At 70.3% G+C, this 23000-nt stretch carries 20 protein-coding genes and 1 pseudogene; 9 read left to right on the top strand and 12 right to left on the bottom strand.

Translation table 11 applies throughout. From position 1 onward, the window contains the following. Positions 1-12: 12 nt before the first annotated feature. The 7 genes and pseudogenes from K5L01_RS09845 to K5L01_RS09815 form a co-directional block, all read right to left on the bottom strand. A complete protein-coding gene (locus tag K5L01_RS09845; protein WP_250064221.1) occupies positions 13-2232 on the bottom strand; it encodes a glycosyltransferase in 2220 nt (739 codons plus the stop codon). A 13-nt stretch (positions 2233-2245) separates the two neighbouring features. Continuing rightward, positions 2246-3589, bottom strand: coding sequence for a glycosyltransferase (locus K5L01_RS09840; RefSeq protein ID WP_250064220.1), 1344 nt, complete (start codon positions 3587-3589; stop codon positions 2246-2248). Between the two features lie 2 nt (positions 3590-3591). Next, positions 3592-4431: pseudogene (locus K5L01_RS09835) on the bottom strand (ABC transporter ATP-binding protein); the annotation flags it as partial. 148 nt (positions 4432-4579) lie between these two features. Then, complete coding sequence (locus K5L01_RS09830) at positions 4580-5371, bottom strand: ABC transporter permease (protein WP_250064218.1); 792 nt, start codon at positions 5369-5371, stop codon at positions 4580-4582. 37 nt (positions 5372-5408) lie between these two features. After that, a complete protein-coding gene (locus K5L01_RS09825; protein WP_250064217.1) occupies positions 5409-6593 on the bottom strand; it encodes a cystathionine gamma-synthase in 1185 nt (394 codons plus the stop codon). Positions 6594-6662: 69 nt separating this feature from the next. Next, positions 6663-8033, bottom strand: coding sequence for a pyridoxal-phosphate dependent enzyme (locus K5L01_RS09820; protein WP_250064216.1), 1371 nt, complete (start codon positions 8031-8033; stop codon positions 6663-6665). A gap of 167 nt (positions 8034-8200) precedes the next feature. Next, a complete protein-coding gene (locus tag K5L01_RS09815; RefSeq protein WP_250064215.1) occupies positions 8201-8419 on the bottom strand; it encodes an HP1242/YdcH family protein in 219 nt (72 codons plus the stop codon). A gap of 491 nt (positions 8420-8910) precedes the next feature. Here K5L01_RS09815 and K5L01_RS09810 point away from each other — a divergent pair, with 491 nt between their 5' ends. Both K5L01_RS09810 and K5L01_RS09805 read left to right on the top strand, forming a co-directional pair. Continuing rightward, positions 8911-9414 (top strand): PadR family transcriptional regulator, encoded by a 504-nt coding sequence (locus tag K5L01_RS09810; protein ID WP_250064214.1) that lies wholly within the window; start codon positions 8911-8913, stop codon positions 9412-9414. A gap of 79 nt (positions 9415-9493) precedes the next feature. Then, positions 9494-10285 carry a siderophore-interacting protein gene (locus K5L01_RS09805; RefSeq protein WP_250064213.1) on the top strand — a complete coding sequence of 264 codons (792 nt, stop codon included), beginning with the start codon at positions 9494-9496 and terminating at the stop codon, positions 10283-10285. A gap of 164 nt (positions 10286-10449) precedes the next feature. Here the strand turns inward: K5L01_RS09805 and K5L01_RS09800 are convergent, their stop codons facing one another. After that, on the bottom strand, positions 10450-11229 hold the full coding sequence (locus K5L01_RS09800; protein ID WP_250064212.1) for a hypothetical protein: 780 nt from the start codon (positions 11227-11229) through the stop codon (positions 10450-10452). A 96-nt stretch (positions 11230-11325) separates the two neighbouring features. Continuing rightward, positions 11326-12399, bottom strand: a complete 1074-nt coding sequence (locus K5L01_RS09795) for a linear amide C-N hydrolase (RefSeq protein WP_425603883.1) — start codon at positions 12397-12399, stop codon at positions 11326-11328. Between the two features lie 180 nt (positions 12400-12579). Here K5L01_RS09795 and K5L01_RS09790 point away from each other — a divergent pair, with 180 nt between their 5' ends. Together K5L01_RS09790 and K5L01_RS09785 are read left to right on the top strand one after the other, a co-directional pair. Next, positions 12580-12891, top strand: a complete 312-nt coding sequence (locus tag K5L01_RS09790; protein WP_250064210.1) for an I78 family peptidase inhibitor — start codon at positions 12580-12582, stop codon at positions 12889-12891. 61 nt (positions 12892-12952) lie between these two features. Further along, positions 12953-13384: a hypothetical protein gene (locus K5L01_RS09785; protein ID WP_250064209.1), complete on the top strand. Its 432-nt coding sequence runs from the start codon at positions 12953-12955 to the stop codon at positions 13382-13384. 75 nt (positions 13385-13459) lie between these two features. Here the strand turns inward: K5L01_RS09785 and K5L01_RS09780 are convergent, their stop codons facing one another. Next, a complete protein-coding gene (locus tag K5L01_RS09780; RefSeq protein ID WP_250064208.1) occupies positions 13460-14131 on the bottom strand; it encodes a YceI family protein in 672 nt (223 codons plus the stop codon). Positions 14132-14211: 80 nt separating this feature from the next. Next, on the bottom strand, positions 14212-14802 hold the full coding sequence (locus tag K5L01_RS09775) for a malonic semialdehyde reductase (protein ID WP_250064207.1): 591 nt from the start codon (positions 14800-14802) through the stop codon (positions 14212-14214). Positions 14803-14931: 129 nt separating this feature from the next. Between K5L01_RS09775 and K5L01_RS09770 the strand changes: the two genes are divergently transcribed. The 4 genes from K5L01_RS09770 (at position 14932) to K5L01_RS09755 (ending at position 18104) form a co-directional block, all read left to right on the top strand. Beyond that, positions 14932-15906 carry a mitochondrial fission ELM1 family protein gene (locus K5L01_RS09770; protein ID WP_250064206.1) on the top strand — a complete coding sequence of 325 codons (975 nt, stop codon included), beginning with the start codon at positions 14932-14934 and terminating at the stop codon, positions 15904-15906. A 67-nt stretch (positions 15907-15973) separates the two neighbouring features. Next, positions 15974-16837, top strand: a complete 864-nt coding sequence (locus K5L01_RS09765) for a DUF2145 domain-containing protein (RefSeq protein WP_250064205.1) — start codon at positions 15974-15976, stop codon at positions 16835-16837. After that, complete coding sequence (locus K5L01_RS09760; RefSeq protein WP_250064204.1) at positions 16834-17373, top strand: hypothetical protein; 540 nt, start codon at positions 16834-16836, stop codon at positions 17371-17373. Before K5L01_RS09765 ends, K5L01_RS09760 begins: the two co-directional genes overlap by 4 nt. A gap of 158 nt (positions 17374-17531) precedes the next feature. After that, on the top strand, positions 17532-18104 hold the full coding sequence (locus tag K5L01_RS09755) for a VUT family protein (protein ID WP_250064203.1): 573 nt from the start codon (positions 17532-17534) through the stop codon (positions 18102-18104). A 27-nt stretch (positions 18105-18131) separates the two neighbouring features. Here the strand turns inward: K5L01_RS09755 and glnE are convergent, their stop codons facing one another. Beyond that, positions 18132-20945, bottom strand: a complete 2814-nt coding sequence (gene glnE, locus K5L01_RS09750) for a bifunctional [glutamate--ammonia ligase]-adenylyl-L-tyrosine phosphorylase/[glutamate--ammonia-ligase] adenylyltransferase (RefSeq protein ID WP_250064202.1) — start codon at positions 20943-20945, stop codon at positions 18132-18134. Positions 20946-21445: 500 nt separating this feature from the next. On the opposite strand from glnE, the gene scpC reads away from it, so the two are divergent. Beyond that, the gene (gene scpC / locus K5L01_RS09745) at positions 21446-22960 is read left to right on the top strand and encodes a succinyl-CoA:acetate CoA-transferase ScpC (protein ID WP_250064201.1); all 1515 of its coding nucleotides are present in this window, start codon (positions 21446-21448) and stop codon (positions 22958-22960) included. Positions 22961-23000: the final 40 nt, after the last annotated feature.

The following is a 23000-nucleotide window of genomic DNA, read 5'->3' as shown; positions in this document are numbered from 1 at the left end:
GCCGCGCCGTTCTCAGACGAACACGCTGGAGCCGGCATCCGCCGATGGGCCGCACTCGCGTGACTGGCCCCGCAGCTCCTCGCTGCCGCTCCTCCAGGTATGGAATTCGGGGCGCTCACTGCGGAACAAGGCGAAGTTGAACCCGTCGGCCGCCAGTACCGCCAGGTCGTGTTCGTGACAGCGCTGCAGGAAATCGGAGTCGCATCCCCGTCGGCGGCGTTCGCAGAACGGCACCTGCCGCAGCACCTCGGCGCGCCCCAGCAGGGTGCCACCGGCCAGCAGAGGGAGCCCATGTCCCGGCTGCCATACCCGCAGCGAGCGCTGTTCCATCCAGGAGGGCATCCAGTGCAGCCGATCGCCCTTCTCGGAATGGACGAACGCGATCGGCTTGCCGATGACCGGTGCGTCGCTGACGCGGCGATAGAGCATCAGGTCGGACAGGTAGTCCGGTCCATACAGGTCGTCATCGTCGATCTTGGCCCAGTACGCCGCATCGGTCTGGGCGAAGGCGAAATTGAGGCAGGCGCCCAGGCTGTGGGTGGCACCCAGCTGGAAGATGCGGATCCGCTCGCCGGGACGGACCAGCGCACGTGCCGCCGCGACATCTCCCTCGCCGTGCAGGACCACGACCAGCTCCCGGTTCGGGTAACGGTCGTTGCGGAAACGTTCCAGGCAGCGGGGCAACAGCTGTGGCCGCATCGTCACCAGCAGGCAGGCCACGCTGGGCGCAGGTTCGACAAAGCCCGGCGCCGGCAGCTCCAGCGCCGTGGCGATGTCCTGCAACCGATCCGCCAGGCAATGCGCCGACACGACCTGGCGGAATCCGGCATGCGCCTGGCGGGCCCGCAGCAAGGGGTCGGCCAGGAGCGCCTTCAGCGACGCCGCCAGCGTCTGCGGCGCCCCGCGGCAGGGCAGCCCGGGCGCCCATTGGTCACCCTCGCCGCTCCACGCCGTGATCGCCCCGCATGCGGCCGAACGCAGCAGTGCCTGCCATTGCGTCCACTCCGGCTGCAGCCGGGCGGCCGTGAACAACTCGGCACCGAACACACGGCCCAATGCCGCGCGCTCCATCACCCCGATGCGCCCCAGCATGCGGTCGCGATACGCGGGACAGTCCTCCAGCCGCTTGACCGCCACGTCCCAGACGCTCTCGGTGATGCGCAGCTGCGCCCCCATCGCGACCAGCAACGGGTCCTCCGCAGCCTGCTCCAGCAGCTCCCACCACCCGTCGTAGAGCGCCAGCCCACGCGACCGGTTCGAGGCATCGAGCAACGGCAGCGGCCGCAGCGGGTTGTACACCATCGGCTGCACCGCCGCGGGCAACACCATGATCCGGGCGTCCGGTGCATCGGCACGCAATCGCGCACTCGACGCCTCATCGATGGCGCCGACCAGGTCTGCCTGTGCGGCCAGCCAGGCGAAATGTGCATGGTCGTCGCTGCCGGTACGGAACCAGACCACCACCGGCAGGCCGACGGTGCGGCAGTGCCGCAGCATCCGCTCCAGCTCAGGTCGCGTGGCACCGTCCTGGGTCAGCGCGAAACGCCATTGGCCCCGCACCGGCTGCCATACGGTCTCGATCAGCAGGAAGGCGAACCGGCCCGGCTGCAGCTCCTCTCGCCAGCCGGATTCCGATACCGGGGTGACCCGGGCGTCGAACATCAGTTCGCCGAGCAGCCCGCCACTTCCCACGAAGGCGATGGACGGCGCGTCGGCGCGGCGCCCTGCATGGTGTTCTCCGGCGTCCGCCTCCCCCGCCGCCATGTCCGACAGCGTTCCAAGTACCACCGGGTCCAGCAGGGAGCCCATCGCTGCCGCGCAGTCCAGCAACCGGTGACTGCTGTTCTCGTCGCTTTCGCCCTCACACCGGATCGCGCTGGCCGGAATCCCCGGTACGAGCGCCTTCACGCTGGCGATGCGGCTCGACACGCCAGCATCCGCGCCCCGCTGCGGGCTCGCCGGCTCTTCGCGCCCCCCAGCACGATCGCCGTCTCCCTCGTCATCCACGCCGGGCTTGGTCCGGCGGCTGCGGACCGCGCCGCCCGGCGCAGGCAGCCCCCGCAGACGCAGGGCCAGGCTGCGCAGTGGCGCAGTAAGGCGCCAGGAAGTGCTGGCGAGGATCGCTTCCTCCTGGCGACGCTGCTGTTCAAGCTCGTGCTGGCTCTGCCTCAGGCGCCGCTCCAAGCGTGCGATTTCCGCCCGCGCCTCGACAAGTTCGTCGTCGTCCGCCATACGCCTGTCTCCTTCAACCCGCATCGGCCGCACGGGCAGCCATACCATGCCGCGCCAGCCCCTGCCGGGAAACCACTTCCTGCAACACGATCGCCAATCGCCGGCCTCGCGCCGAGTGCGCGTATTCCGCGACCGGCGCAAGCTCCAGCCCCTGCCCCAGCAGGCCCTGCCGCTTGCGCTCCACCAGGCCGGCCAGCAGCACCGACAGCGGCTCGGTTTCGGCGGCGCACAACCAGCCCCGGTTGAAGCCGCGCAGCCAATCCGCCGCGGCATCACCAGCCCCGGTATCCAGATGCAGGATCGGCCGCTCGAATCCCAGGTATTCATAGAGCTTGGCGGGTATCTGCGCAGGCAGGCCCCGGTTGCCGATGTTCACCAGGACGTCGGCATCCCGCTGCATGGCCTGCACCTGCGCGTGCGGCAGTGATCCCAGTATGCGCACCCGGCCCGCCGCCGCCGCGGCTATCGCGGCCTCGCCACCGGTGGGAGGGTCGGGCACCACAAGGGTCAACCGTACTCCCGGCGTCGCGGCCACCGCCTGCAGCAAGGGCGTCGGATCGCGATAGCCGTACAGGCGCCCGGCATACAGCAGCTCGAGCCTGCCCGGCACCCTGTCCAGCTCGCCAGCATGCGCCGGCAGCACGATGCGGTCGTCATAGCCATTGGCAAGGATAGGGCAGCGGGCGCGGTCCTGGCCATGTCGTGCGACCAGCAGTTCGCGCGTGGCTTCGGTGGTGACGATGACCGCATCGGCTTCGGCGGACACGCGCTTTTCAAGCGCCCGCGCCCGCGCCTTCCAGCGCGCGGGGGTATAGACCGCATCCACCGGATCGCCGAGGTCGGCCACCCAGGCGGCCCCCAGGCGGCGCGCCTGCAGGCCCAGGGGCAGCGTGGAGGCCGGCTCATGCGATGTCACCACCACATCGGGCTTCACCTCGGCCAGCAGGCGGCGCAGCCCGGCGCGGGCCCAGGGGGTCCATTCCGCACGCACGTCGGGAAACAGGAACCAGCCTGCGACCTGCTTGAGCCGCTCGACCGCATGCCCGCGCCAGTTGAGCTCTATGCCGGAGGGAGCGCCCCCTTGCGTGGGCGCGGACTGTGAGGGCACCGCGATGCCCTGCCGGGCACGGCGCCGGCGGGACCTGCCCACCAGCCAGCCACAGGGACCGGCAAAGGTGGTGTGCAGGACCACCCGCCCGGGCCCCGCGGGGAACTCGATGCCCGGCTGTCCCAGGTCCGGCAGCAGCACATGCACGTCATGGCCCAGAAGCACCAGTTCGCGCACCAGGTAACCCCAGCGCAGCGCGCGTGGCGACCGGCTCGGCGGGAATTCGTAGGCCACCAGCAGGATGCGCATCCTCAGCCAGCCGCCTTGCCCTTGCCTTGCGGTCCCGCGATGCCTGCCGGCGCAGGCGCGACATCACCCGTGGCGACCGCCGCCGGGCCGGCTTCCACGATTTCACCCTTCGCTGCATCGGCGGCACGGCGCGCCAGGATGGCCAGCTTCTTGGCGCGCTTGGCCGCCTTCGCCAGCTTCTCGGCCTTGGCCTCGTCCCGCGCTGCCTTCTTCGCCAGGTCGACCGGCGAGCTCGGGGGCGGATACAGCTTGCGGTAGGCCGCCAACGCATCGTCCACGCTGCCGTCGAAGACGACCTTTCCCTGGTCGAGCAGCAGCCCGCGGTTGCACAGCTTCTTCAGCAGCGCATCATTGTGGCTGGCGACCACCACGATCTTGCTGCCCTCCACCCGCCCCATCATCCGCTCGCGGGCGCGCTTGACGAACTGCGCGTCACCCGCGCCGAACCATTCATCCAGCAGGATGATGTCGGTATGGATGGCCGTCGAGATGGCGAATCCCAGCCGCATGCGCTGGCCGCTGGACAACGTGAGCAGGCGGCGGTTGGCGACTTCGCCCAGGCCGGAGAACTCCAGCACCGGCTCGACCAGGTGCCGGATGTCGTGCGGCGGCATGCCCATGGCCGTGGCACGCAGGAAGATGTTCTCCATGATCGTGGCTTCAGGGTTGAAGCCCAGGCCGATGCTCAGCAGCGCCTGCCGCGAACCGCGCGCCTCCACCGTGCCGCTGGTGGGTTCGAAAGCGCCCGCCAGCACCCGCAGCAGCGTGCTCTTCCCCGCGCCGTTGCGGCCGATAAGGGCCACCCGCTCGCCTTCGCGGATGCTGAAGGTCAGCCCGTCCAGCAGCGTGGCGAAGCGGCGCTTGGGAACCGCGGTGGCGGCCCCCAGCAGGGTCGACAGCCAGGAGGATGCGGTTTTCTCGGGTTGCACGTAGTACGGAACGACCAGCGACGCATCGCGCACGTCGATCGATACGCCCGGCGCTGCCCGCTCAGATCCAGATCGGGACATAGCGCGAGTACCTGCGGCAGAGGAAAAGAGCGAGCAGCCATCCCAGCACCGTGAGTGCCAGGACATAGAGCAGCGTCGATGCTTCGGGCATCCGCCCGAACAACGGCTCGCGGACGATCTCCAGCATGTGATAGGCGGGATTGAGCCTGACGATCTGTCCGCCAAGGCTGTCCGCCGGGTAGCGGCTTCCCTCCCAGATGATCGGCGTGAACAGGAAGCCGACCATGAGGATCGTATTGATCAGGTGCGACAGGTCGGGCAGGCGCGCCCCCAGGATGCTGAGGCTGTACCCCAGCCACAGGAGGTTGAGCAGCACGATGGGGACGGTGACGAACAGGCTGAGGATGGCCACCGGCGGCACCGCCGAGGACCAGAACAGCACGACCAGCATTCCGAGCATCGACGAAACGAAGTAGAACACCGATTTGGCGATCGACTTGAGCGTGTAGTCGGTGAGCTGGGTGTTGCCGTCCAGGATGAACGACTTGTTGCTGCGCAACGCGGTCACCGAGTCGGTGAGCACCATCACCATCAACCGCCACACCGCATAGCCCATGCCCAGGTGCACCATGTAGCTGGGCAGGTCGCGATGGAAGATCCTGGCGTAGATCGGGCCGGTGACGAGCATGAACATCGCGACCGGGGCCAGCAGCCAGAACAGCCCGAGGCGGCTGCGGCGATAACGGGTGACGATATCCAGCCAGCTGGAATAGGCCCAGAACTCGGGCTTGCGTATGCTCTTAGCGAACTGGGAAAAAAGCTGGGCGCTCATCGTGTGCCGGGACCCTCCCCTGCCGGACGGGTCCGGCTCACGCGAGCGCCTCCGCCAGGTCGGCGCGCAGGTCCTCCACGTCCTCGACCCCCACGCTCAGGCGCACCAGCGCATCGCTGATGCCCAACTGCGCGCGGCGTTCGGCCGGGATCGAGGCATGGGTCATCACCGCCGGATGGTTGACCAGGCTCTCCACGCCGCCCAGCGATTCGGCCAGGGTGAACAGCTCGGTGCGCTCGCAGAAGCGCTTGGCGGCGTCGAAGCCGCCCTTGAGGACGATGGAGACGATGCCGCCGAAGCCGTCCATCTGCCGCGCCGCCAGTGCGTGCTGCGGGTGCGAGGCCAGGCCGGGATAGATCACCTTCTCGATGGCCGGCTGGGTTTCCAGCCACTGCGCCAGCGCCTGGGCATTGGCGCAGTGCGCCTTCATCCGCAGCGGCAGGGTCTTGAGGCCGCGCAGCGCCAGGAAGCTGTCGAACGGGCCCTGCACGCCGCCCGCCGAGTTCTGCAGGAACGCCATCTGTTCGGCCAGTTCGGCGTTGTCGCCGACCACCACCATGCCGCCGACCATGTCCGAGTGCCCGTTGAGGTACTTGGTGGCCGAATGCAGCACCAGGTCCGCCCCCAGCGCCAGCGGCCGCTGCAGCATCGGCGACGCAAAGGTGTTGTCCACCACCACGATCAGGCCATGCCGCCTGGCGACGGCGGCGACCGCGGCGATGTCCACGATCTTCAGCATCGGGTTGGTCGGGGTCTCGATCCACACCATCCGGGTCTTGGGCGTGATCGCCGCCTCGAACGCCGCCAGGTCGGTCAGGTCCACGAACCCGAAATCCAGTCCGGCGGTGCGCCGGCGCACCCGCTCGAACAGGCGGAAGCTGCCGCCGTAGATGTCGTCCATCGCCACCACGTGGCTGCCGGCGTCCAGCAGCTCGATGACGGTGGCGCTGGCGGCCATGCCCGAGGCGAACGCGAAGCCGCGGGTGCCCCCTTCCAGCGACGCCACGCAGCGCTCATAGGCGAAGCGGGTGGGGTTGTGGGTACGCGAATACTCGAATCCCTGGTGCTCGCCCGGGCTGGACTGGGCGTAGGTCGAGGTGGCGTAGATCGGCGGCATGACCGCGCCGGTGCTCGGGTCCGGGGACTGCCCGCCATGGATGGCCAGGGTGGCAAGCGAAAGGCTGTCCGCGCCGTCCCGGCTGCGTGATTGCTGATCCGTCATGGTGCTTTCCGGCTAAAGGGGTGGAATTTTACCAGCACGGCCTGAACCGGCCATGCCGGGGGCCGCAGCCTACTGGACGCGGCGGCGCAGGTAGTTCAGCAGGTCGATCCGGGTGATGAGCCCGAGGAAGCTGCCGCCTTCCATGACGATGGCCACCTGGCCACGGTCGAACACCGGCAGCAGGGCCTCCACCGGGGACTTCACGTCCAGGCGGTCGAGCTTGCTGACCATGGCGATGGCCACCGGGTCGCGGAAGCGCGCCTCGTCGCCGTAGACGTGCAGCAGCACGTCGCTCTCATCGATGATGCCGACCAGGCGGTCGCCGTCCAGGACCGGCAGCTGCGACACGTCGTACAGCTTCATCCGCTGGTAAGCGGTGGTCAGCAGGTCGTTGGGGCCCACCACCACGGTGTCGCGGGCGCTGTAGGGCCGCAGGATCAGGTCCCGCAGGTCGCCGTACTGGCTGCGCTCCAGGAAGCCGTTGTCGAGCATCCAGTAGTCGTTGTACATCTTCGACAGGTACTTGTTGCCGGTATCCGGCACCAGCACCAGCACCTTCTTCGGCGTGGTCTGTTCGCGGCAGTACTTCAGCGCGGCGGCCAGCAGGGTGCCGGTGGACGAGCCACCGAGGATTCCCTCCTTCCCCAGCAGCTCGCGCGCGGTGTGGAAGCTCTCGGCGTCGCTGATGGCGTAGGCACGGGTCACCCGGCTGAAGTCGGAGATCGTCGGCAGGAAATCCTCGCCGATGCCTTCCACCAGCCAGCTGGAGGACTTCTCGCTGAGCGTGCCTTCATTGATGTATTCGGCGAGGATCGACCCCACCGGGTCGGCCAGGACCAGTTCGGTCGCCGGCGACAGCCGGGCGAAGGCCCGCGACAGGCCGGTCATGGTGCCCGAACTGCCGCAGCCGAAGACGATGGCGTCCAGTTCCCCGCCCATCTGCTCGATGATCTCCGGCCCGGTGCCGAATTCGTGCGCGGCCGGGTTGTCGGGGTTGCCGAACTGGTTGATGAAGTACGCCCCGGGGGTACGTTCGGCGATGGCCTGGGCCAGGTCCTGGTAGTACTCGGGGTGGCCCTTGGCCACGTCCGAGCGGGTGAGCACCACTTCGGCCCCCATCGCCTTGAGGTTGAAGATCTTCTCGCGGCTCATCTTGTCCGGGACCACCAGCAGCAGTTTGTAGCCCTTCTGCTGCGCCACCAGCGCCAATCCCAGCCCGGTATTGCCGGCGGTGCCTTCCACCAGGGTCGCGCCCGGAGCGATGTCACCGCGCTTTTCCGCCGCCTCGATCATCGACAGGCCGATGCGGTCCTTGATCGACCCGCCCGGGTTGGCGCTTTCGAGCTTGAGATACAGCTCGCAGACGCCGGTGTCCAGGCGCTGCGCCTTGACGATCGGCGTGCGCCCGATGAGTTCGAGTACGGAAGAATGGATTGCCATCGATATGCTTGTGAATCGCGCCGCCGGGCGGCCGGACCACGATTATCCGATGGTTATGGTGGAAAGTCAGGCAAGCGCGCCATCACCGCCCCAGGCGCCGCAGGCCAGGGGGTCCGACGAGGAAACCCCCTTCGCCCGCGGCAGTAACGTGTCAACGGGGGGAAGGTTCAGTTGAGCCGTTCTTCATAGATGCGCAGCAGCTTCTGCTTTGCGAGCAACTTCTCGCGCTTCATCTGCCCCAGCGTCGCATCGTCGATCGGGAGTACGCCCAGCTCGGCATCCATGCATTTCTTGTTCAGCTTTCTGTGCTGTTGATACAGCTGCTTGAACTCCGGGTTGGCCTTGATCAACGCATCGATCTCGCTCTGTGGCTGCCCTTCGAACATGACTACCTCCTATGTGCGCAAACGCAAAACGCCCCGGCCGGAGGGCTCGGGGCGCTTGCGGGATGGAGAGGCCCAGGCGGCACGGGAAGCCCGAACCCCCGCCCCATTCCGGCCCGACGGCCGGATGTTGCCTGGAACTGGTTCGTGCCGCTGCTGCACCGGCCTGGCCCTCCGCTGTCCGGGCAGCGAAAGTGCTGCCCGGACAATTGACCCTACGCCTGAAAAAAGGTTCCGGCAAGGCAGCGAAAAGGGATGGGTCAGGTGCATGAATACCTACGCATCGGCGGCGACAGCGGCCCCGTTGGACGTGGCCCGCGACGCACTCCTCGATGCGGGTTTCCCGTTCCACGCGGTCAGCAAACTGACTGCACAGAACCCGCGTCCGGCGCCGATGCCGACGCTGTCGGGCGGGCACGTCGAGTGGTCCATCCACGCTTGCGCACCCTTCCAATCCGATATATCGTCTTCGCGGATCCGATATATCGAAAACCATGTCCTCACGCCTGCTCACCCCGCCCTCGCGCCCCCGCACCCGCCCGCTCGGCCGGGGCGACCTGCGCCTGCTGCTGCTGGCGCTGCTGGGACAGGCCCCGCGCCATGGATACGAGCTGATCCAGCTGGTCAGCGAGATGTTCTCGCGCGTCTATACCCCCAGCGCCGGCTCGGTCTACCCGCTGCTGGCCGATTTCGAGAAGCAGCGCTGGGTGACCGCCGAGGAACAAGGCGGCCGCAAGCGCTACCGCATCACGTCCCTGGGCCAGGCGCAGCTGAAACTGCGTGGCAGCGACGTGGAGGATGCCCAGTTGCGCGCGCGCTACAGCGCGCGCGCGATCAGCAAGGCCAACCTCCCGCTGCCGGTCCGCACCGCGATGCAGCGCTTCACCCACGCGCTCATGGAGCGCCACGGGCGCTGGCAGGACGTCGATGCCGAGCACGTCGCGCAGTTGCTGGAGCAGGTCGCCGACCTGCTGGCCCTCGACAAGCGCGACGCATGACCCCTTTCCCCACGACCCAGCCAGACGCCTCCAGCCAGGTCACCACGGCGCTCCGCGCCAACCGACCACAGGTACTGCCATGCGATCCCACGAAAACAGGATGGTCCAGCTCACTCCCCGCTTCCGCCAGCTGCAGGTGCTGCGCAGCGAGCGCCTGACCCCGAACATGCAGCGCATCGTGCTCGGCGGCGAGGCGCTGGCCGGCTTCCACAGCCCGTCGCCGGACGATCACGTCAAGCTGTTCTTCCCCAACACCGAAGGCGCCTTCGTGTTCCCGGAGCTCACCGCGTCGGGCCCGCGCTGGCCCGAGGGCCTGCCGCCGTCGCCCGCCCGCGACTACACCCCGCGCTTCCACGATGCCGACGCCGGCGAGCTGGCGCTGGACTTCGTGCTCCACGGTCACGGCGTCGCTTCCACCTGGGCCGCCAAGGCCAAGCCCGGCGACCCGCTGGTGGTGGCGGGCCCGCGCGGATCGCACCTGGTCGCCGAGGACTACGACGCCTATGTCCTGATCGGCGATGAAACCGCCTTGCCGGCGATCGCGCGGCGCCTGGCCGAATTCCCGGCACATGCCCGGGTTGAGGCGCTGATCGAGATCCCCGAGGAGGGCGACCGCCAGCCCCTGCCCAGCGCCGCCCAGGTGCGGGTGTCGTGGCTGGAGCGCAATGGCGTCGATCCGGCCACCAGCACCCTGCTGGAGGACGCGCTGGTGGACTTCGAGGCGCCCGAGGGCGATGCGTTCTACTGGATCGCCCTGGAATCGCGGCGTGCGCGGATGATGCGCAAGTTCGTGGAGGGCCACCTGAGCGTGCCCAAGGACTGGATCCGCGCAACCGGCTACTGGAAAGCCCACCCGGAGGACGCCGAGTAGCGGACGCCCACCGGTCCTTCCGCGGCGTCGCGTGGCAGCCGCGGACGGCCACCATTCCGGAAACACCGGCCTGTCCGCCGGCCTGATTCTCCCTGGCCGGCGTGCCCCTTGACGGTCGCGCCGCGGCGCCCGTCCGGAACGCCCGCGCGCATCCGCCGTCGCGGCTATTGCACCGCTTGCCGGCCCGTGCCGAACAGCCAGGTCACTCCCAGCATCGGCCCGCCCTGGCTGAAATCCAGGCGGCGGCCGCCGTCGCGGTAGTCCACGCTCAGGTGCCGGTAGCCCAGGGACAGGTGCAGGTTGTCGAGCGCGGCGTAGTTCACCGCCCCGAGCAGCTGCCAGGTCGAGCGCGAACCGACGCCGAAACCGCCGGTATCGCCGTAGACGAGCGTCGACCAGCGCGGCGCCAGCGACTGCCGCCAGCGCGCGGCGACGATGGGGTCGGTGAACGACGAATTGGAATGCGCCTTCACCAGTCCCGGCACCTCGACCGTGGCCTTGATGTCCCAGTTGCGCAGGCCGCCCATGAGATCGACGCTGGCAGCCGCGGTCGGCGTCCAGTTGTAGCCGCCGGTCACGGTCAACGAGGTCTGCCGCACCTTGGCCCGCGCCGGCAAACCGATCGGCAGCGTACCGCTGCTGGAGACGGACGCGTGGCTGAAGTCGGCCTGCAGCACGAAGCGGTCGCGGCGCGCGGTACCGGTCACGAACGCGGCCGCGTCCAGATCATTGAGCAGCTTGGAGAACGGGCGGTCCACGTCCACCAGCGGCGCGCCGCTGAAGGGCCGCACCTGGCCGTCCAGGCCGGCCATCCACACATAGGGCGTCAGCTGGAACCGCCAGGCATCGGCCTCGGCCGCCTGCGCGTGGGCCGTCGATGCCAGGGCGCACAGGCCGGCCAGGACACAGGCGCCCGATGCGCGCCGGGAAGGAAAGTGAAGCATGCGGGGTATCTCCGTGGGTTCGGCCGCCGGCGACGGCGGCGCAGCAGTGTAGCCACGGGCCCTGGCCGGCGCACCGGCCGGGGCCCGCCGCGGGCGTCAGATGCCGAGGAACCGGAACGGCGCGGCGTCCTTGAACTGCGCGTTGGCCTCGCCCGAGTAGATGGTCCGCTGGAAACGCCCCAGGTCCAGGCGCTGGGTCCTGCCGGTCTCGGGAGTGAAGTCGATCTTCTTCAGGTCCACCCAGAACACGTTCGGGGCCAGCGCCGACTCGAAGAAATACAGGCCGCGCTTGTGGTCGGCGATCGTGCGCCAGCGGGTCGAGGCGATGTTCGGCTGGTTGGGCGTGGTGATGCCGTAGGGCACCGAGACGTTGCGGATCACGCTGAAGGCCGAGGCGATGGATTCCACCGGGTCCTCGGACTTGGGCAGCGCATTGACGTAGAACGACGCCCGCGCGAAGCGGTCCGCAGCGCGGTTGGTGCCCGGCAGCATCACCGTGCCGCCGATGTTCTGCCAGTACTTGTCCAGCGCCAGCTGTTCTTCGAACACCGGCGAGTTGGTCATCACCTGGTAGTCGCGGCTGTGGTGGATGACCTGCCGGCCCTTGATGTACTCGATGATCGCGCTGTCGCCGCTGGCGTCGGACAGCGACAGGTGCAGGGTGGCCAGGCGGTCCTCGCCCGGCGCGCTGTCGGTGACCAGGGTGAACGGCTCGCGTGCCAGGGCCTTCACCGCCTCGTCCACGGTGGCGAAGCTGTCGAGCATGTACTGCGCCCAGGCGGAAATGCTCAGTCCGGGCTTGCCGCCATTGAGCTCGGGGTACTCCGATTCGGCCAGCCACAGGATGTTGGCGACCAGCCCGGCCTCGTTCATGCCGTCGGTGGTGGCGAAGTCATAGGCCCCGGCGATCACGCTGCCGTAGCGCGAGGTCCACTCCAGCGAGCGGGGGCCGGCCTCACCGCTGCGCTTCATGCCGCGCGGGAAAATCCACAGGTGGGTATCGGTATCCACCTTGTAGTCCATCGAGCGGCCGGTGATCACTTCGCCGTTGGCGCCATGGAAGACGAAGCGGGTGCAGGCATCCGCCTCCTGGCCAAGACTCAGTCCGCCCACGGCAAGCGCGATGCAGGCTGCGATGATGGATTTCCCCGGTTTTCCCATGGTCTGCAGCTCCCGTTCGGTTGTGTTCGCGTGTGGTTCGGTGGTCGATCCGCGCAAGCCTAGCAATCCCGCCTGCCGTCGACGATGAACGCTGCGGCTGCCGATCACGCAACGTGACCTCCGTCACCGATGGCGCCGGCACCCGGCACAGGACTGCTATGCTTCCGGCGGCCCCACCGGTTGCCTGCCATGACGATACTCTTCCGCCGCCTGTTCCGCCTTCCCGCCACCGCCCTGCTGCTCGCCACGGGCGTGTCCGGCTGCCTGACCACGCCCGGCCCGACCATCGCCGGCGACGGCCACTGCGATGCCTCGCAGCTGCAGTGGGCCCTGGGCCAGAGCGGTGACGAGGCCACCATGCGCCGGCTGGCACGCGAAAGCGGCGCCGGCCTGGTCAATCCGATCGGCCCGGCCACCGTGGTCACCCGGGACCTCCGCCAGGACCGCCTGCGGGTGTTCCTCGATGCGGCCAACACCATCACCGCGGTGCGCTGCGAGTAAGCGCACCGGCACAGGCTCCCGCCAGCGCCCGCTGGTCCCCGGCGCACTGCACCCTGACGCAATGGCCCCTCTGACGATCACGGCCCTGGAGGCCCTCCGGGAACGCCTGGCCGACGACACCGGCTGCGATGCCCTCCTGGCCGGATTCGCGTGCCCAGCAGTGCTGCGCGACGCGCTGCGGGCCGTGGTGCAGGCGCAATGGCACGGGCTGCAGGCCGAAACGGCGGTCTCGCAGGTGGCCGACATGCTGCGTCGCGACCAGAAGTTCGCCCCACCCGGACGGCCTTCGGCTCCCCTCGTGCAGCTGCGCCGGCAACAGGCCGCGGCCAGGCAGGCCATGTTGGCCGCCCGCCAGCGGCTGGCGCAGGCATCGCAGGCGTTCGTGCAGGCCAGCGGCCTGGCATTGAAGGCCGGGCAACCCCCAAGCGAAGCGGTCGCCGCCTGGCTGCAGGCGCAGTGCGCCCCAGCGGGCTGCGGCCGCAGCCGGCCCTGACGCAGAAGACCCGCCATGGGCGGGCCTTCTGCTGCGTACTACCGTCGCCGCGTGCCCGCAGGCACCGGCACGGCCTTAGCCGGCCTTCGGAATCGACGCCTCGGTGGTGATCCGCACGCGCAATTCATCGCTGACGGCCGGCGCATAGCCGCCCATGCCGAAATCGCTGCGCTTGAGCGTGGTGGTGGCATCGAAGCCCACCGACGGCACCTTGGCCATCGGGTGCTCGCCGGCACCGTTGACGGTCACGTCGAGCACCACCGGCCGGGTGACGCCCTTCACGGTCAGGTCGCCGGTGACGGTCAGCCTGTTGGTGCCGGCCGCTTCGACCTTGGTGCTCTTGAAGGTGGCGCTGGGGAAGGTGGCGGCGTCGAAGAAGTCGGCACTGCGCAGGTGCTCGTCGAACTTGGCCGTGAAGCTGTTCAGGCCCGACAGCGGCAGGGTCACTTCCACATGCGACTTGGTCACGTCGGCGGCATCGTAGACCAGGGTGCCATCGGCCTGGCCGAAGTGCGCGCTCGGATTGGAAAAGCCGAGATGGTTCCACTGCACCAGCACGTCGGTGTGGGTCGGATCGAGGGTGTAGGTGCCCGATGCCACGTCGACCGCCTTGGCCGGCTGGGCATCGGCCGCGGCCGCTGGCGGGGCGTCGGCAGCCGCCGGCGCCGGGGTGCCGGCCTGCTCGGAGCAGGCGGAAAGGGCGGCCACCAGGGCCAGGGGAAGCAGCAGCTTGGTAACGGTGGACATGGGTGTCTCCTGTGGTGTCGGAAGCTGGAGTGGGAACGGGTTCGGCGAGCCGCCCCCGTGGCACGGGGCGCGGCGGCCGGTCAGGCGATCCGGGCCGCCTCGTCGAACGACAGGCGCGGCAACCGCGGGAACAGCCCCGCCGGGTCGCCATGACCCAGGTTGGCGAGGAAATTGGTCTTGATGGCGGTGCCGGCGAAGAAGGCCGCATCCACCTTGGCGGCGTCGAAGCCGGACATCGGCCCCACGTCCAGCCCCAGCGCGCGCGCAGCCAGCATCAGGTAGGCGCCCTGCAGGCTGCCGTTGCGCAGCGCGGCCTCATGGCGCCCGTCGCGCGGGCCCTCGAACCACGACCGGGCATCGGTATGCGGGAACAGGTAGGGCAGCTTTTCGTGGAAATCCTCGTCGTACCCGACGATCACGGTCACCGGCGCGGCCAGGGTCTTGGCCAGGTTGGCTTCGGACAACGCAGGGGCAAGTTTCTGCTTGGCCTCGGCCGACTTCACGAACACGAAGCGCGCCGGCGTGCTGTTGGCCGCGGTCGGCCCCCACTTCGCCAGTTCGTACAGCGCGTGCAGCTGGCGGTCCTCGACCGGCCGGTCCTGGAAGGCATTCTGGGTGCGCGCCGTGCGGAACAGCTGGTCGAGCGCGGCGTCGGCAAGAACATCAGACATGGAAACTCCGTGATGGATTGGCTACGGTCGTGGTCTTGGCCGGGAGTCCCCGGACAATGCCACTGCAACAGTGCCCGCAGTGTAGAGCGCGGCGACTGTTGCAACACCAGGCCTCATTGAAACGAATCAATGCCATACGCGAAACGATCGACGCTTCCCTGGACGATCACCGACGGCCGCGCCGGCAACATGCGCCAGGCCGTGGCGTTGGCATCGGCGCTGCGCCTGGGGGGGCAGCAGCGCCTGCAGCTGGCGCCGCGCGCGCCCTGGCGGTGGCTGGCACCGCGCCTGGCGCCCGGGGCCGTGCGCGGCTTCGGCGACGCCTTCGAGCGGCTCGCCGGCCTGGTCTCGCCCGCGCTGGCCATCGGCTGCGGCAGGCAGGCCGCGGCCGCCCTGCGCCTGCTGGGCCGGCGCGGGACACGCACCGTGCAGATCCTCGACCCGCGCATCGATGCCCGTCACTGGGACCTGGTCGTGGTGCCCGAGCACGACCGCCTGCGCGGCGCCAATGTCCTGCCGCTGCTGGGCAGCCTGAATCCGGTGACCGACGAGTGGCTGGCCTGTGGCCGTGCCGCGTTCGCCAGCTTCGAGCAGCTTCCGGGGCCACGCACCGCCCTGCTGGTCGGCGGCCCCACCGACCACGCGCCCTGGCGGCAGGAGGACATCGCCCCCCTGCTGGCCGCACTGGCCACGCGCCTGCGCCAGGAAGGCGGCAGCGTGCTGGCGACCACCTCGCGCCGTACCCCGCGCCCGGTGACCCAGGCGCTGCTGCGGGCCTTCGACGACGTGCCCGGGGTGATCTGGAGCGATGGCGGCGACGGCAGCAACCCCTATGCCGGCCTGCTGGGCTGGGCCGACCGGGTGCTGTGCACCCCGGATTCGGTCAACCTGCTCTCCGAGGCCTGTGCCACCCGCGCCCCGGTCGGGGTCCTGCTGAGCCAGAAGGCCCGCGGACGGCTGCGGCACTTCCAGAACGCGCTGCGCGACCGTGGACGGCTCCTCGACGGGCTGCAGCTGCTGGACGTGGACCCGGACCACCCGGTGGAGCCCTTGCGCGAGACCCCGCGGATCGCCGCCGAGGTCGCGCTGCGGCTGGACCTCTGAGGCCGGCGGCCACGCGCCCGGCGCCCGTTCCGATACCGTTCCCGAAGCGCATGCGAGCATGCGGCCGATGAAACCCTCCTTCCTGTCCCTGTTCGCCGCCGGCCTCGCCCTGGCGGCGTCGGCCACGGCCACCGCGGCGCAGCCGCTATGCGCTCCCCGCTACCCTCCGCCGGCCACCATGGCCGCCATGTTCGACATGGCCGCGGTCACCGCCGACACCCTCGACGACCTGTCCGGCGTCGATGTCGCCCTCGCCGCGCGTGGCGGCCAGGATCTGAGCAAGTACGGCCTGCGCCACAGCCACCTGGCTTTCCTGGTGCGCAACGCCGACGGCGGCTGGGATGTCCTGCACCTGCTCAACCGCTGCAAGACCGACCAGTCGGACCTGTACCGCGAGGGCCTGGTGAACCTGGTCGGCGAAAGCGCGATCACCACCGACCTGCGCGTGGGCATCCCCACGCCGGCCGTGCAGGCCGCCTTGAAGTCCCTGCTGGACGGGGCCGCGCCGCGGGCGCGGGCGCTGCACCAGCCGCGCTACAGCATGCTGGCCTACCCGGGCAACGCCGGCTACCAGAACTCCAACCAATGGATCCTGGAAGTCACCGCCGCGGCCATGGCGCAGTCCGCCGGCGAACCGGCGCTGGACACCCGTGAACGCTCCCTGGCCTGGCTCAAGCAGCGCGGCTACGCCCCTTCGCGCTTGCACATCGGCATCGGCAAGCGCCTGGGCGCGCGCTTTTTCGCCGACAATGTGGCGGTCACCGACCACCCCGCCAGCGAGCGCATCTCCGGCAACTACTCGGTGGTGACCGTGGAGTCGGTCTTCGACTTCCTGCTTCGCAGCGGCGCCCTGGAGCGCGAGCTGGCGATTCCCCATCAAGGCGCAACGGCGCCCACCGCCTCCCCATCCCCCCAGGAGTCCACCCCATGACCTCCCTGCTCCGAAACAGCACCTTCGCCGTCATTGCCGCCACGGCCCTGGCCAGCGCGTTCCCGACCGGCGCCGCCCGCGCCTCCGACCACGACCTCAATGGCGGCTCCCGGGCATCCGTGCTGATATCCGGCTACAGCGCGGTGATGGTGGTGTCCGGCCCCCTGTTCCTGTCCGCGGCCGGCGCACGCGGTGCCGCCGACCTGTCCAGCGATTCGCGCGAGCGGCGTGACGAACGGGCACGGCGGATCGGGGCCGGGCCGCTGCCGGACATGCGGGTCAATTCCGTCGCCACCGCCGACGACGGCGGCCGCCGGGTCACCCTGGAGGATCCGCAGAACGCCGAGAACACCGCCACCCTGCAGTGGCCCAAGCGCGAGGACGACCCCGCCGCCGGCTTCAGCGAAGGCGCGATGGTCGCCTTCCAGCCCAGCCCCCAGGGCAGCGGCTGGATGGTCCGCGACGACACCGGTACCGCGCTGGCCTTCGTTCCCACCATCCAGACCGCCGACGAGAGCCGTACCCGGGTGCTCTGACCCTACCGCCGCCGTGCGCTTCCCGGCGCACGGCGGCGCCGGCTGCCCGTGAAGGGCGGTACCGCGCCGGCCCGTACAATGCCCCCCGGTCCGCGCTCCGCGCCGGCCCGTCCCTGTCCTCCTCCGCCTCCGCGCGGCGCCGACCGCGTCGCCCGCCATTGCCTACCGTGCCCCAGCCCCGCTCCCCCCGCTTCGCTCCCCTCACCCCGCTGTCATCGCTGCTGGCGGTCCTGGCGATGGGGGTCGTGGTGCTCGCCTCCAACGTGCTGGTGCAGTACCCGATCAACGACTGGCTCACCTGGGGCGCGTTCAGCTATCCGGTGGCGTTCCTGGTCAGCAACCTGATCAACCGCCGCTTCGGGCCGCACGCCGCGCGCCGCGTGGCCTGGTCCGGCTTCGCGGTCGCGGTGCTGCTCTCGGTCTGGGTCGCCACACCGCGCATCGCGGTGGCCTCGTGCTCGGCCTTCATCGTCGCGCAGTTGCTGGACATCACCGTGTTCGACCGGCTGCGGGCCGGCAACTGGTGGCGTGCGCCGATGGTCGCCACCAGCTGCAGCGCCACCGTGGATACCGCGATCTTCTGGTCGGTCGCGTTCGCTGGTTCGTCGCTGCCGTGGATCAGCTGGGGCGCCGGCGACCTGGCCGTGAAGCTGGCCATCGGCCTGTGCCTGCTGGCGCCGTTCCGCGCCCTGCTGTGGAAGATGGCGCCGCTGCCCGGCAGCGTGCGCTGACCCGGCGCCGGCGCCCGGCCTGGGGCCTCACGGGCCGCGCCGGCCCGGTTCGAACGGCAGCCCACGGGCACTGGCCGCCGCAGAGATCGCCGCACAGGCCGCTTCGATCGCCTCGGTGGGCGCGGCGATCCGCGGGCGCCGGTCCAGCGTGCACGACAGCCCCACGCCCAGCAGGGTGGCATGCGCCGCATGCAGGGCCACCGCGGTCCCGCCCGGCAACCAGCCGGCCGCGGCCAGCGCCGCGATCAGGAACGGCGTCTCACGCGGCTCGCACAGCGCCGGGTTGCGCGCCGCCTCGGCCAGCACGCCGGTCTGCAGCACGAACTCCAGGTCGACCAGGCCCCCTGCGCCCTGCTTGAGGTCCAGGCGCGCCGCATCGCTGCGGTCCAGCTCGGCACGCATCCGCGCCCGCATCTTCAGCACATCCTCGAACAACGTCGCCGGGTCGCGCACGCGCTCCAAGGTCGCCGTGCGCACCTGCTCGAAGTCGGCCAGCAGCGACGCATCGCCGGCCACCCCGCGGGCACGCACCAGTGCCTGGTGCTCCCAGGTCCAGGCGCGCTCGCGCTGGTACTCGGTGTAGCTGGCCAGCGACGACACCAGCGCTCCCTTGGCGCCATCGGGCCGCAACCGCACGTCGATGTCGTAGAGGCGGCCGGCGGCGGTGATCGCCGCCAGCAGCGCCATCACCTTCTGCGCCAGCCGCGCCGCCCAGCGGCTGCTCTCCAGCGGACGCGGACCGTCGCTCTCCTCGGCCTCGGGGGGATGGTCGTGCAGGAACACCAGGTCCAGGTCGGAACCGAATCCCAGCTCCAGGCCACCCAGGCTGCCATAGCCGACGATGGCGAAACGCCCGCCCGGCACCTCGCCGTGCGCGGCCACCAGGTCGGTGCGCGCCATCTCCAGCACGGTGACCACCACCGCGTCGGCGAGCTGGGCCAGTTGCCGGGTGCAGTCCACGGCACGCTGGCGGCCGTCGTGGAAGGCCAGCGCCATCCGGAAGCTCAGCGCCAGCCGGGTCTCGTTGAGGGTGCGCAGCGCCACTTCCGGATCGTCGATCGCCAGCGCCGCGGCACAGGCATCGTGCATGTCCTGCGCTTCGGGCAGCGGCCCCGCCACCCGCGTGTCCAGCAGCTCGTCCAGCAGCAGCGGGAAGGCCACCAGCCGTTCGGACAGCAGCGCGCTGCGCGCCAGCACGTTGACCAGGCGGGTCAGCGCGCTGGGCTGTTCGTCCAGCAGCGCCAGGTAGCTGGTGCGCCGCAGGATGGCCTGCAGCAGCCCGAGCACGCGGCGCAGGGCGGCGTCGGGCTGCGGCGAGTGGGCCGCGGCGTGCAGCAGCGCCGGCAGCACCCGGTCCAGGCGCGCCCGCGCGCTGTCGGACAGCGACTTCACGCCCAGCGACTGCGCGAAGTCGCGCAGCAGCTGGTCGGCGCCGGCCGCATCGTTGAACCCGGCATCGGCCAGCACCGCCGCCTCGCCGCCGCCGGGCAGCACCCGCCAGTAGCTGGACAGCGCGTCCGGCGCCGCCTGGCCGCGGCGCGGGGCCAGCAGGGCGTCGAACTCGGCGCCGACGCGCCGGCGCTGCGCATCCAGCGCCTGCACCAATGCCGGCCAGTCGGCATGGCCCAGGCCCGAGGCCAGCCGCGCGCGGTCGTGGGCATCGTCCGGCAGGCGATGGGTCTGGGCGTCGCGCAGCATCTGCAGCCGGTTCTCCAGCCGCCGCAGGAAGCGGTAGGCATCGACCAGCGCCGCGCCGTCCGCCGCATCCACCTGCCCTGCCTCCACCAGCGCCTGCAGCGCCGGCAGCAGCCGGCGCTCGCGCAGGGCCGGCTCGCGGCCACCGTGGATCAACTGCAGCGTCTGCGCCAGGAACTCGATCTCGCGGATGCCGCCCGGACCGCGCTTGATGTCGTCGAAGCGGTCGCTGCGCGCGACCTCCGCGGCGATCGCCGCCTTCATCTCGCGCAGGCCGTCGAGCGCGGTAAAGTCCAGGTAACGGCGATAGACGAAGGGACGCAGCGTCTCCAGCCACGCCTCGCCGGCGGCGATGTCGCCGGCCACCGCGCGCGCCTTGATCCAGGCATAGCGCTCCCAGTCCCGGCCTTCGCGCTGGAAGTACTGGTCCATGGCCGTGAACGACAGCGCCACCCGGCCCGCGCTGCCGAACGGACGCAGGCGCAGGTCCACCCGGTGGCAGAACCCGTCGGCGGTGGTCTCGTCCAGCAACCGCGCCAGGCGCTGGCCCAGCCGCGCGAAATACTCCTCGGCGGCCAGCGGCCGTGCACCATCGGATTCGCCGGACTGCGGGTAGGCGTAGACCAGGTCGATGTCCGAGGAGAAGTTCAGTTCGCCGCCGCCCAGCTTGCCCAGGCCGAACACCACCAGCCGCTGCGCGCCGCCCTCGGCCGTGCGCACCACGCCATGGCGCTGGGCGAACTCCTGTTCCAGGGCGGCCAGGGCCAGGTGCAGGCACTCCTCGGCCAGGCGGGTGGCAGCGCGCAGGGTCGCGTCCACGTCGTCCAGGCCGGTCACGTCGCGCCAGACCAGGCAGGTGGACACGGCGGCCCGGTAGCGGCGCAGCTGCAGCGGCCAGGCGCTGGGCTGCAGCGGGTCCAGCTCGGGTGCCGGCGGCATGCGCCCCTCCGCCATCGACGTCAGCAGGTCCGGCTGGCGGCACAGCGTATCGATGGCGAAATCGCTGGCCACGGCCAGCCGTTCAAGGCGCGCCTGGACGTCGGCCGGGAGCGGCCAGTGCGCGGGTGCGGCCAGCTTCAGGCGGGCCAGGGCACGGTCCCGCAGCGGGACCAGGGAGGCGGGCAGTTCGGTGCAGGGGATCGTCATCCGGGGATGATGGCATCCACGCCCGGCCGGCGTACCGTCTGCCGGATCCCGGGAAGTAAAAAGCCCGCTGACAGCGAACTGCCAGCGGGCTCTGCTCCCTCCCCCACGTCGGGATGCAGGTCGATCCTGCGGGCTCCGCGGACAACTTGCACGCTGCAGTGCAAAAATTTTCAGTGGAAACCCTTAGCCCGCTCCGGACAGGCGGCCTGCCGCCGGTCCATCCGGCGCGGACACCGCCAGCCTGTCCCAGCCCCGGCCCTGCCGCGGAGGATGCGGACGCTACCCGGCCCCCGCTCCCGCCGGCCGCGAGGGCGCGGACACATCCCGGCACCAGCAGCGGGCGGCCGCCGCGCATGTCCTCCGGGACGCGGGCGGGCCTGCATGCCAACCACGCCCTCCATGCACATTCAACCGCGCCCGGGTCCCACCAAGGTAGGGCACCGCCCCCTGCCGCGATCCGGGATAATCGGCGTTCCCTACATGCACGTGTTGTCGCCACCATGTCTGTCGAACGTATCCTGGACGCGCGCCTGCGCGACCGTGTGGTCTCCGCCGAGCACGCCGCCGCCCTGATCCAGCCCGGGGAGACCGTGGCCATGAGCGGGTTCACCGGCTCCGGCTACCCCAAGGCGGTGCCGATGGCGCTGGCCCGGCAGATCGAGCAGGCGCACCAGCAGGGGCAGCCGTTCCAGATCAAGCTGCTGACCGGCGCCTCCACCGCGCCGGAGCTGGACGGTGCGCTGGCCAAGGCCGACGGCATCGCCATGCGCATGCCGTTCCAGAGCGACCCGGATGCCCGCAAGCGCATCAACGACGGCATGCTCGACTACATCGACATCCACCTGTCGCACGTGGCCCAGCATGTCTGGTTCGGCCTCTACGGGCAGATCGACACCGCGGTGATCGAGGTCTCGGCGATCCGCGAGGACGGCGCCCTGGTGCCCTCGACCTCGGTCGGCAACAACAAGACCTGGCTGGACCTGGCCCGCAAGGTGATCATCGAGGTCAACGACTGGCAGCCGGCCGGCGTAGACGGCATGCACGACATCTACTACGGCACGGCCCTGCCGCCGCAGCGCCGGCCGATCCCGCTGGTGCAGGGCAACGACCGCATCGGCGAGACCGCGCTGCGCTGCGACCCGGACAAGATCGTGGCGGTGGTGCGCACCCATGGCCCCGACCGCAACAGCCCGTTCACCCCGATCGACGCCACCAGCGAGCAGATCGCCGGCCACCTGATCGCCTTCCTGCAGCACGAGGTCGCCCGTGGGCGGCTGCCGGCCAACCTGCTGCCGCTGCAGTCCGGCGTCGGCAACATCCCCAACGCGGTGCTGGCCGGCCTGGCCAAGAGCGGGCTGCGCGGCCTCAGCGCGTTCACCGAGGTGATCCAGGACGGCATGCTCGAGCTGCTCAAGTCCGGGGTGCTCGACTACGCCTCGTGCACCGGCTTCGCGCTCAGCCCGGACGCCAACGAGGAGTTCAAGCGCAACATCGACTTCTACCGCCGGCGCATCATCATGCGCACCCAGGAGATCTCCAACCATCCCGAACTGGTGCGCCGCCTGGGCTGCATCGGCATGAACGGCATGATCGAGACCGACCTCTACGGCAACGTCAACTCCACCCATGTGATGGGCAGCCGCATCATGAACGGCATCGGCGGCTCCGGCGACTTCGCCCGCAACGGGTTCCTGTCCACCTTCCTGAGCCCGTCCACCGCCAAGAACGGCACCATCTCCTCGATCGTGCCGATGGTCAGCCACGTCGACCACACCGAGCACGATGTCTCGATCATCGTCACCGAGCAGGGCCTGGCCGACCTGCGCGGCCTGCCGCCGCGCGCCCGTGCGCGCGCGGTGATCGACCACTGTGCGCACCCGGACTTCCGCGACCTGCTGGACGACTATTTCCAGCGCGCCTGCCGCGACAGCTACGGCAAGCACACCCCGCACCTGCTGCCCGAGGCGCTGTCCTGGCACCAGCGCTGGCTCGACACCGGCAGCATGAAGCCCTGAGCCCGCTTGGCCGGCCCGGCACGCCGGCCGCTTCCCGCCC

The sequence above is a fragment of the Stenotrophomonas mori genome, assembly GCF_023556335.1.
GTDB lineage: Bacteria > Pseudomonadota > Gammaproteobacteria > Xanthomonadales > Xanthomonadaceae > Stenotrophomonas > Stenotrophomonas mori.
This window is presented reverse-complemented; position numbering and strand designations above follow the sequence as displayed.

Excerpts from the sequence above, each read along its gene's own strand:
- K5L01_RS09845 (WP_250064221.1), bottom strand. The coding sequence starts at position 2,232 with ATGGCGGACGACGACGAACTTGTCGAGGCGCGGGCGGAAATCGCACGC.
- K5L01_RS09840 (WP_250064220.1), bottom strand. The coding sequence starts at position 3,589 with ATGCGCATCCTGCTGGTGGCCTACGAATTCCCGCCGAGCCGGTCGCCA.
- K5L01_RS09830 (WP_250064218.1), bottom strand. The coding sequence starts at position 5,371 with ATGAGCGCCCAGCTTTTTTCCCAGTTCGCTAAGAGCATACGCAAGCCC.
- K5L01_RS09825 (WP_250064217.1), bottom strand. The coding sequence starts at position 6,593 with ATGACGGATCAGCAATCACGCAGCCGGGACGGCGCGGACAGCCTTTCG.
- K5L01_RS09820 (WP_250064216.1), bottom strand. The coding sequence starts at position 8,033 with ATGGCAATCCATTCTTCCGTACTCGAACTCATCGGGCGCACGCCGATC.
- K5L01_RS09815 (WP_250064215.1), bottom strand. The coding sequence starts at position 8,419 with ATGTTCGAAGGGCAGCCACAGAGCGAGATCGATGCGTTGATCAAGGCC.
- K5L01_RS09810 (WP_250064214.1), top strand. The coding sequence starts at position 8,911 with ATGTCCTCACGCCTGCTCACCCCGCCCTCGCGCCCCCGCACCCGCCCG.
- K5L01_RS09805 (WP_250064213.1), top strand. The coding sequence starts at position 9,494 with ATGCGATCCCACGAAAACAGGATGGTCCAGCTCACTCCCCGCTTCCGC.
- K5L01_RS09800 (WP_250064212.1), bottom strand. The coding sequence starts at position 11,229 with ATGCTTCACTTTCCTTCCCGGCGCGCATCGGGCGCCTGTGTCCTGGCC.
- K5L01_RS09790 (WP_250064210.1), top strand. The coding sequence starts at position 12,580 with ATGACGATACTCTTCCGCCGCCTGTTCCGCCTTCCCGCCACCGCCCTG.
- K5L01_RS09785 (WP_250064209.1), top strand. The coding sequence starts at position 12,953 with ATGGCCCCTCTGACGATCACGGCCCTGGAGGCCCTCCGGGAACGCCTG.
- K5L01_RS09780 (WP_250064208.1), bottom strand. The coding sequence starts at position 14,131 with ATGTCCACCGTTACCAAGCTGCTGCTTCCCCTGGCCCTGGTGGCCGCC.
- K5L01_RS09775 (WP_250064207.1), bottom strand. The coding sequence starts at position 14,802 with ATGTCTGATGTTCTTGCCGACGCCGCGCTCGACCAGCTGTTCCGCACG.
- K5L01_RS09770 (WP_250064206.1), top strand. The coding sequence starts at position 14,932 with ATGCCATACGCGAAACGATCGACGCTTCCCTGGACGATCACCGACGGC.
- K5L01_RS09765 (WP_250064205.1), top strand. The coding sequence starts at position 15,974 with ATGAAACCCTCCTTCCTGTCCCTGTTCGCCGCCGGCCTCGCCCTGGCG.
- K5L01_RS09760 (WP_250064204.1), top strand. The coding sequence starts at position 16,834 with ATGACCTCCCTGCTCCGAAACAGCACCTTCGCCGTCATTGCCGCCACG.
- glnE (WP_250064202.1), bottom strand. The coding sequence starts at position 20,945 with ATGACGATCCCCTGCACCGAACTGCCCGCCTCCCTGGTCCCGCTGCGG.
- scpC (WP_250064201.1), top strand. The coding sequence starts at position 21,446 with ATGTCTGTCGAACGTATCCTGGACGCGCGCCTGCGCGACCGTGTGGTC.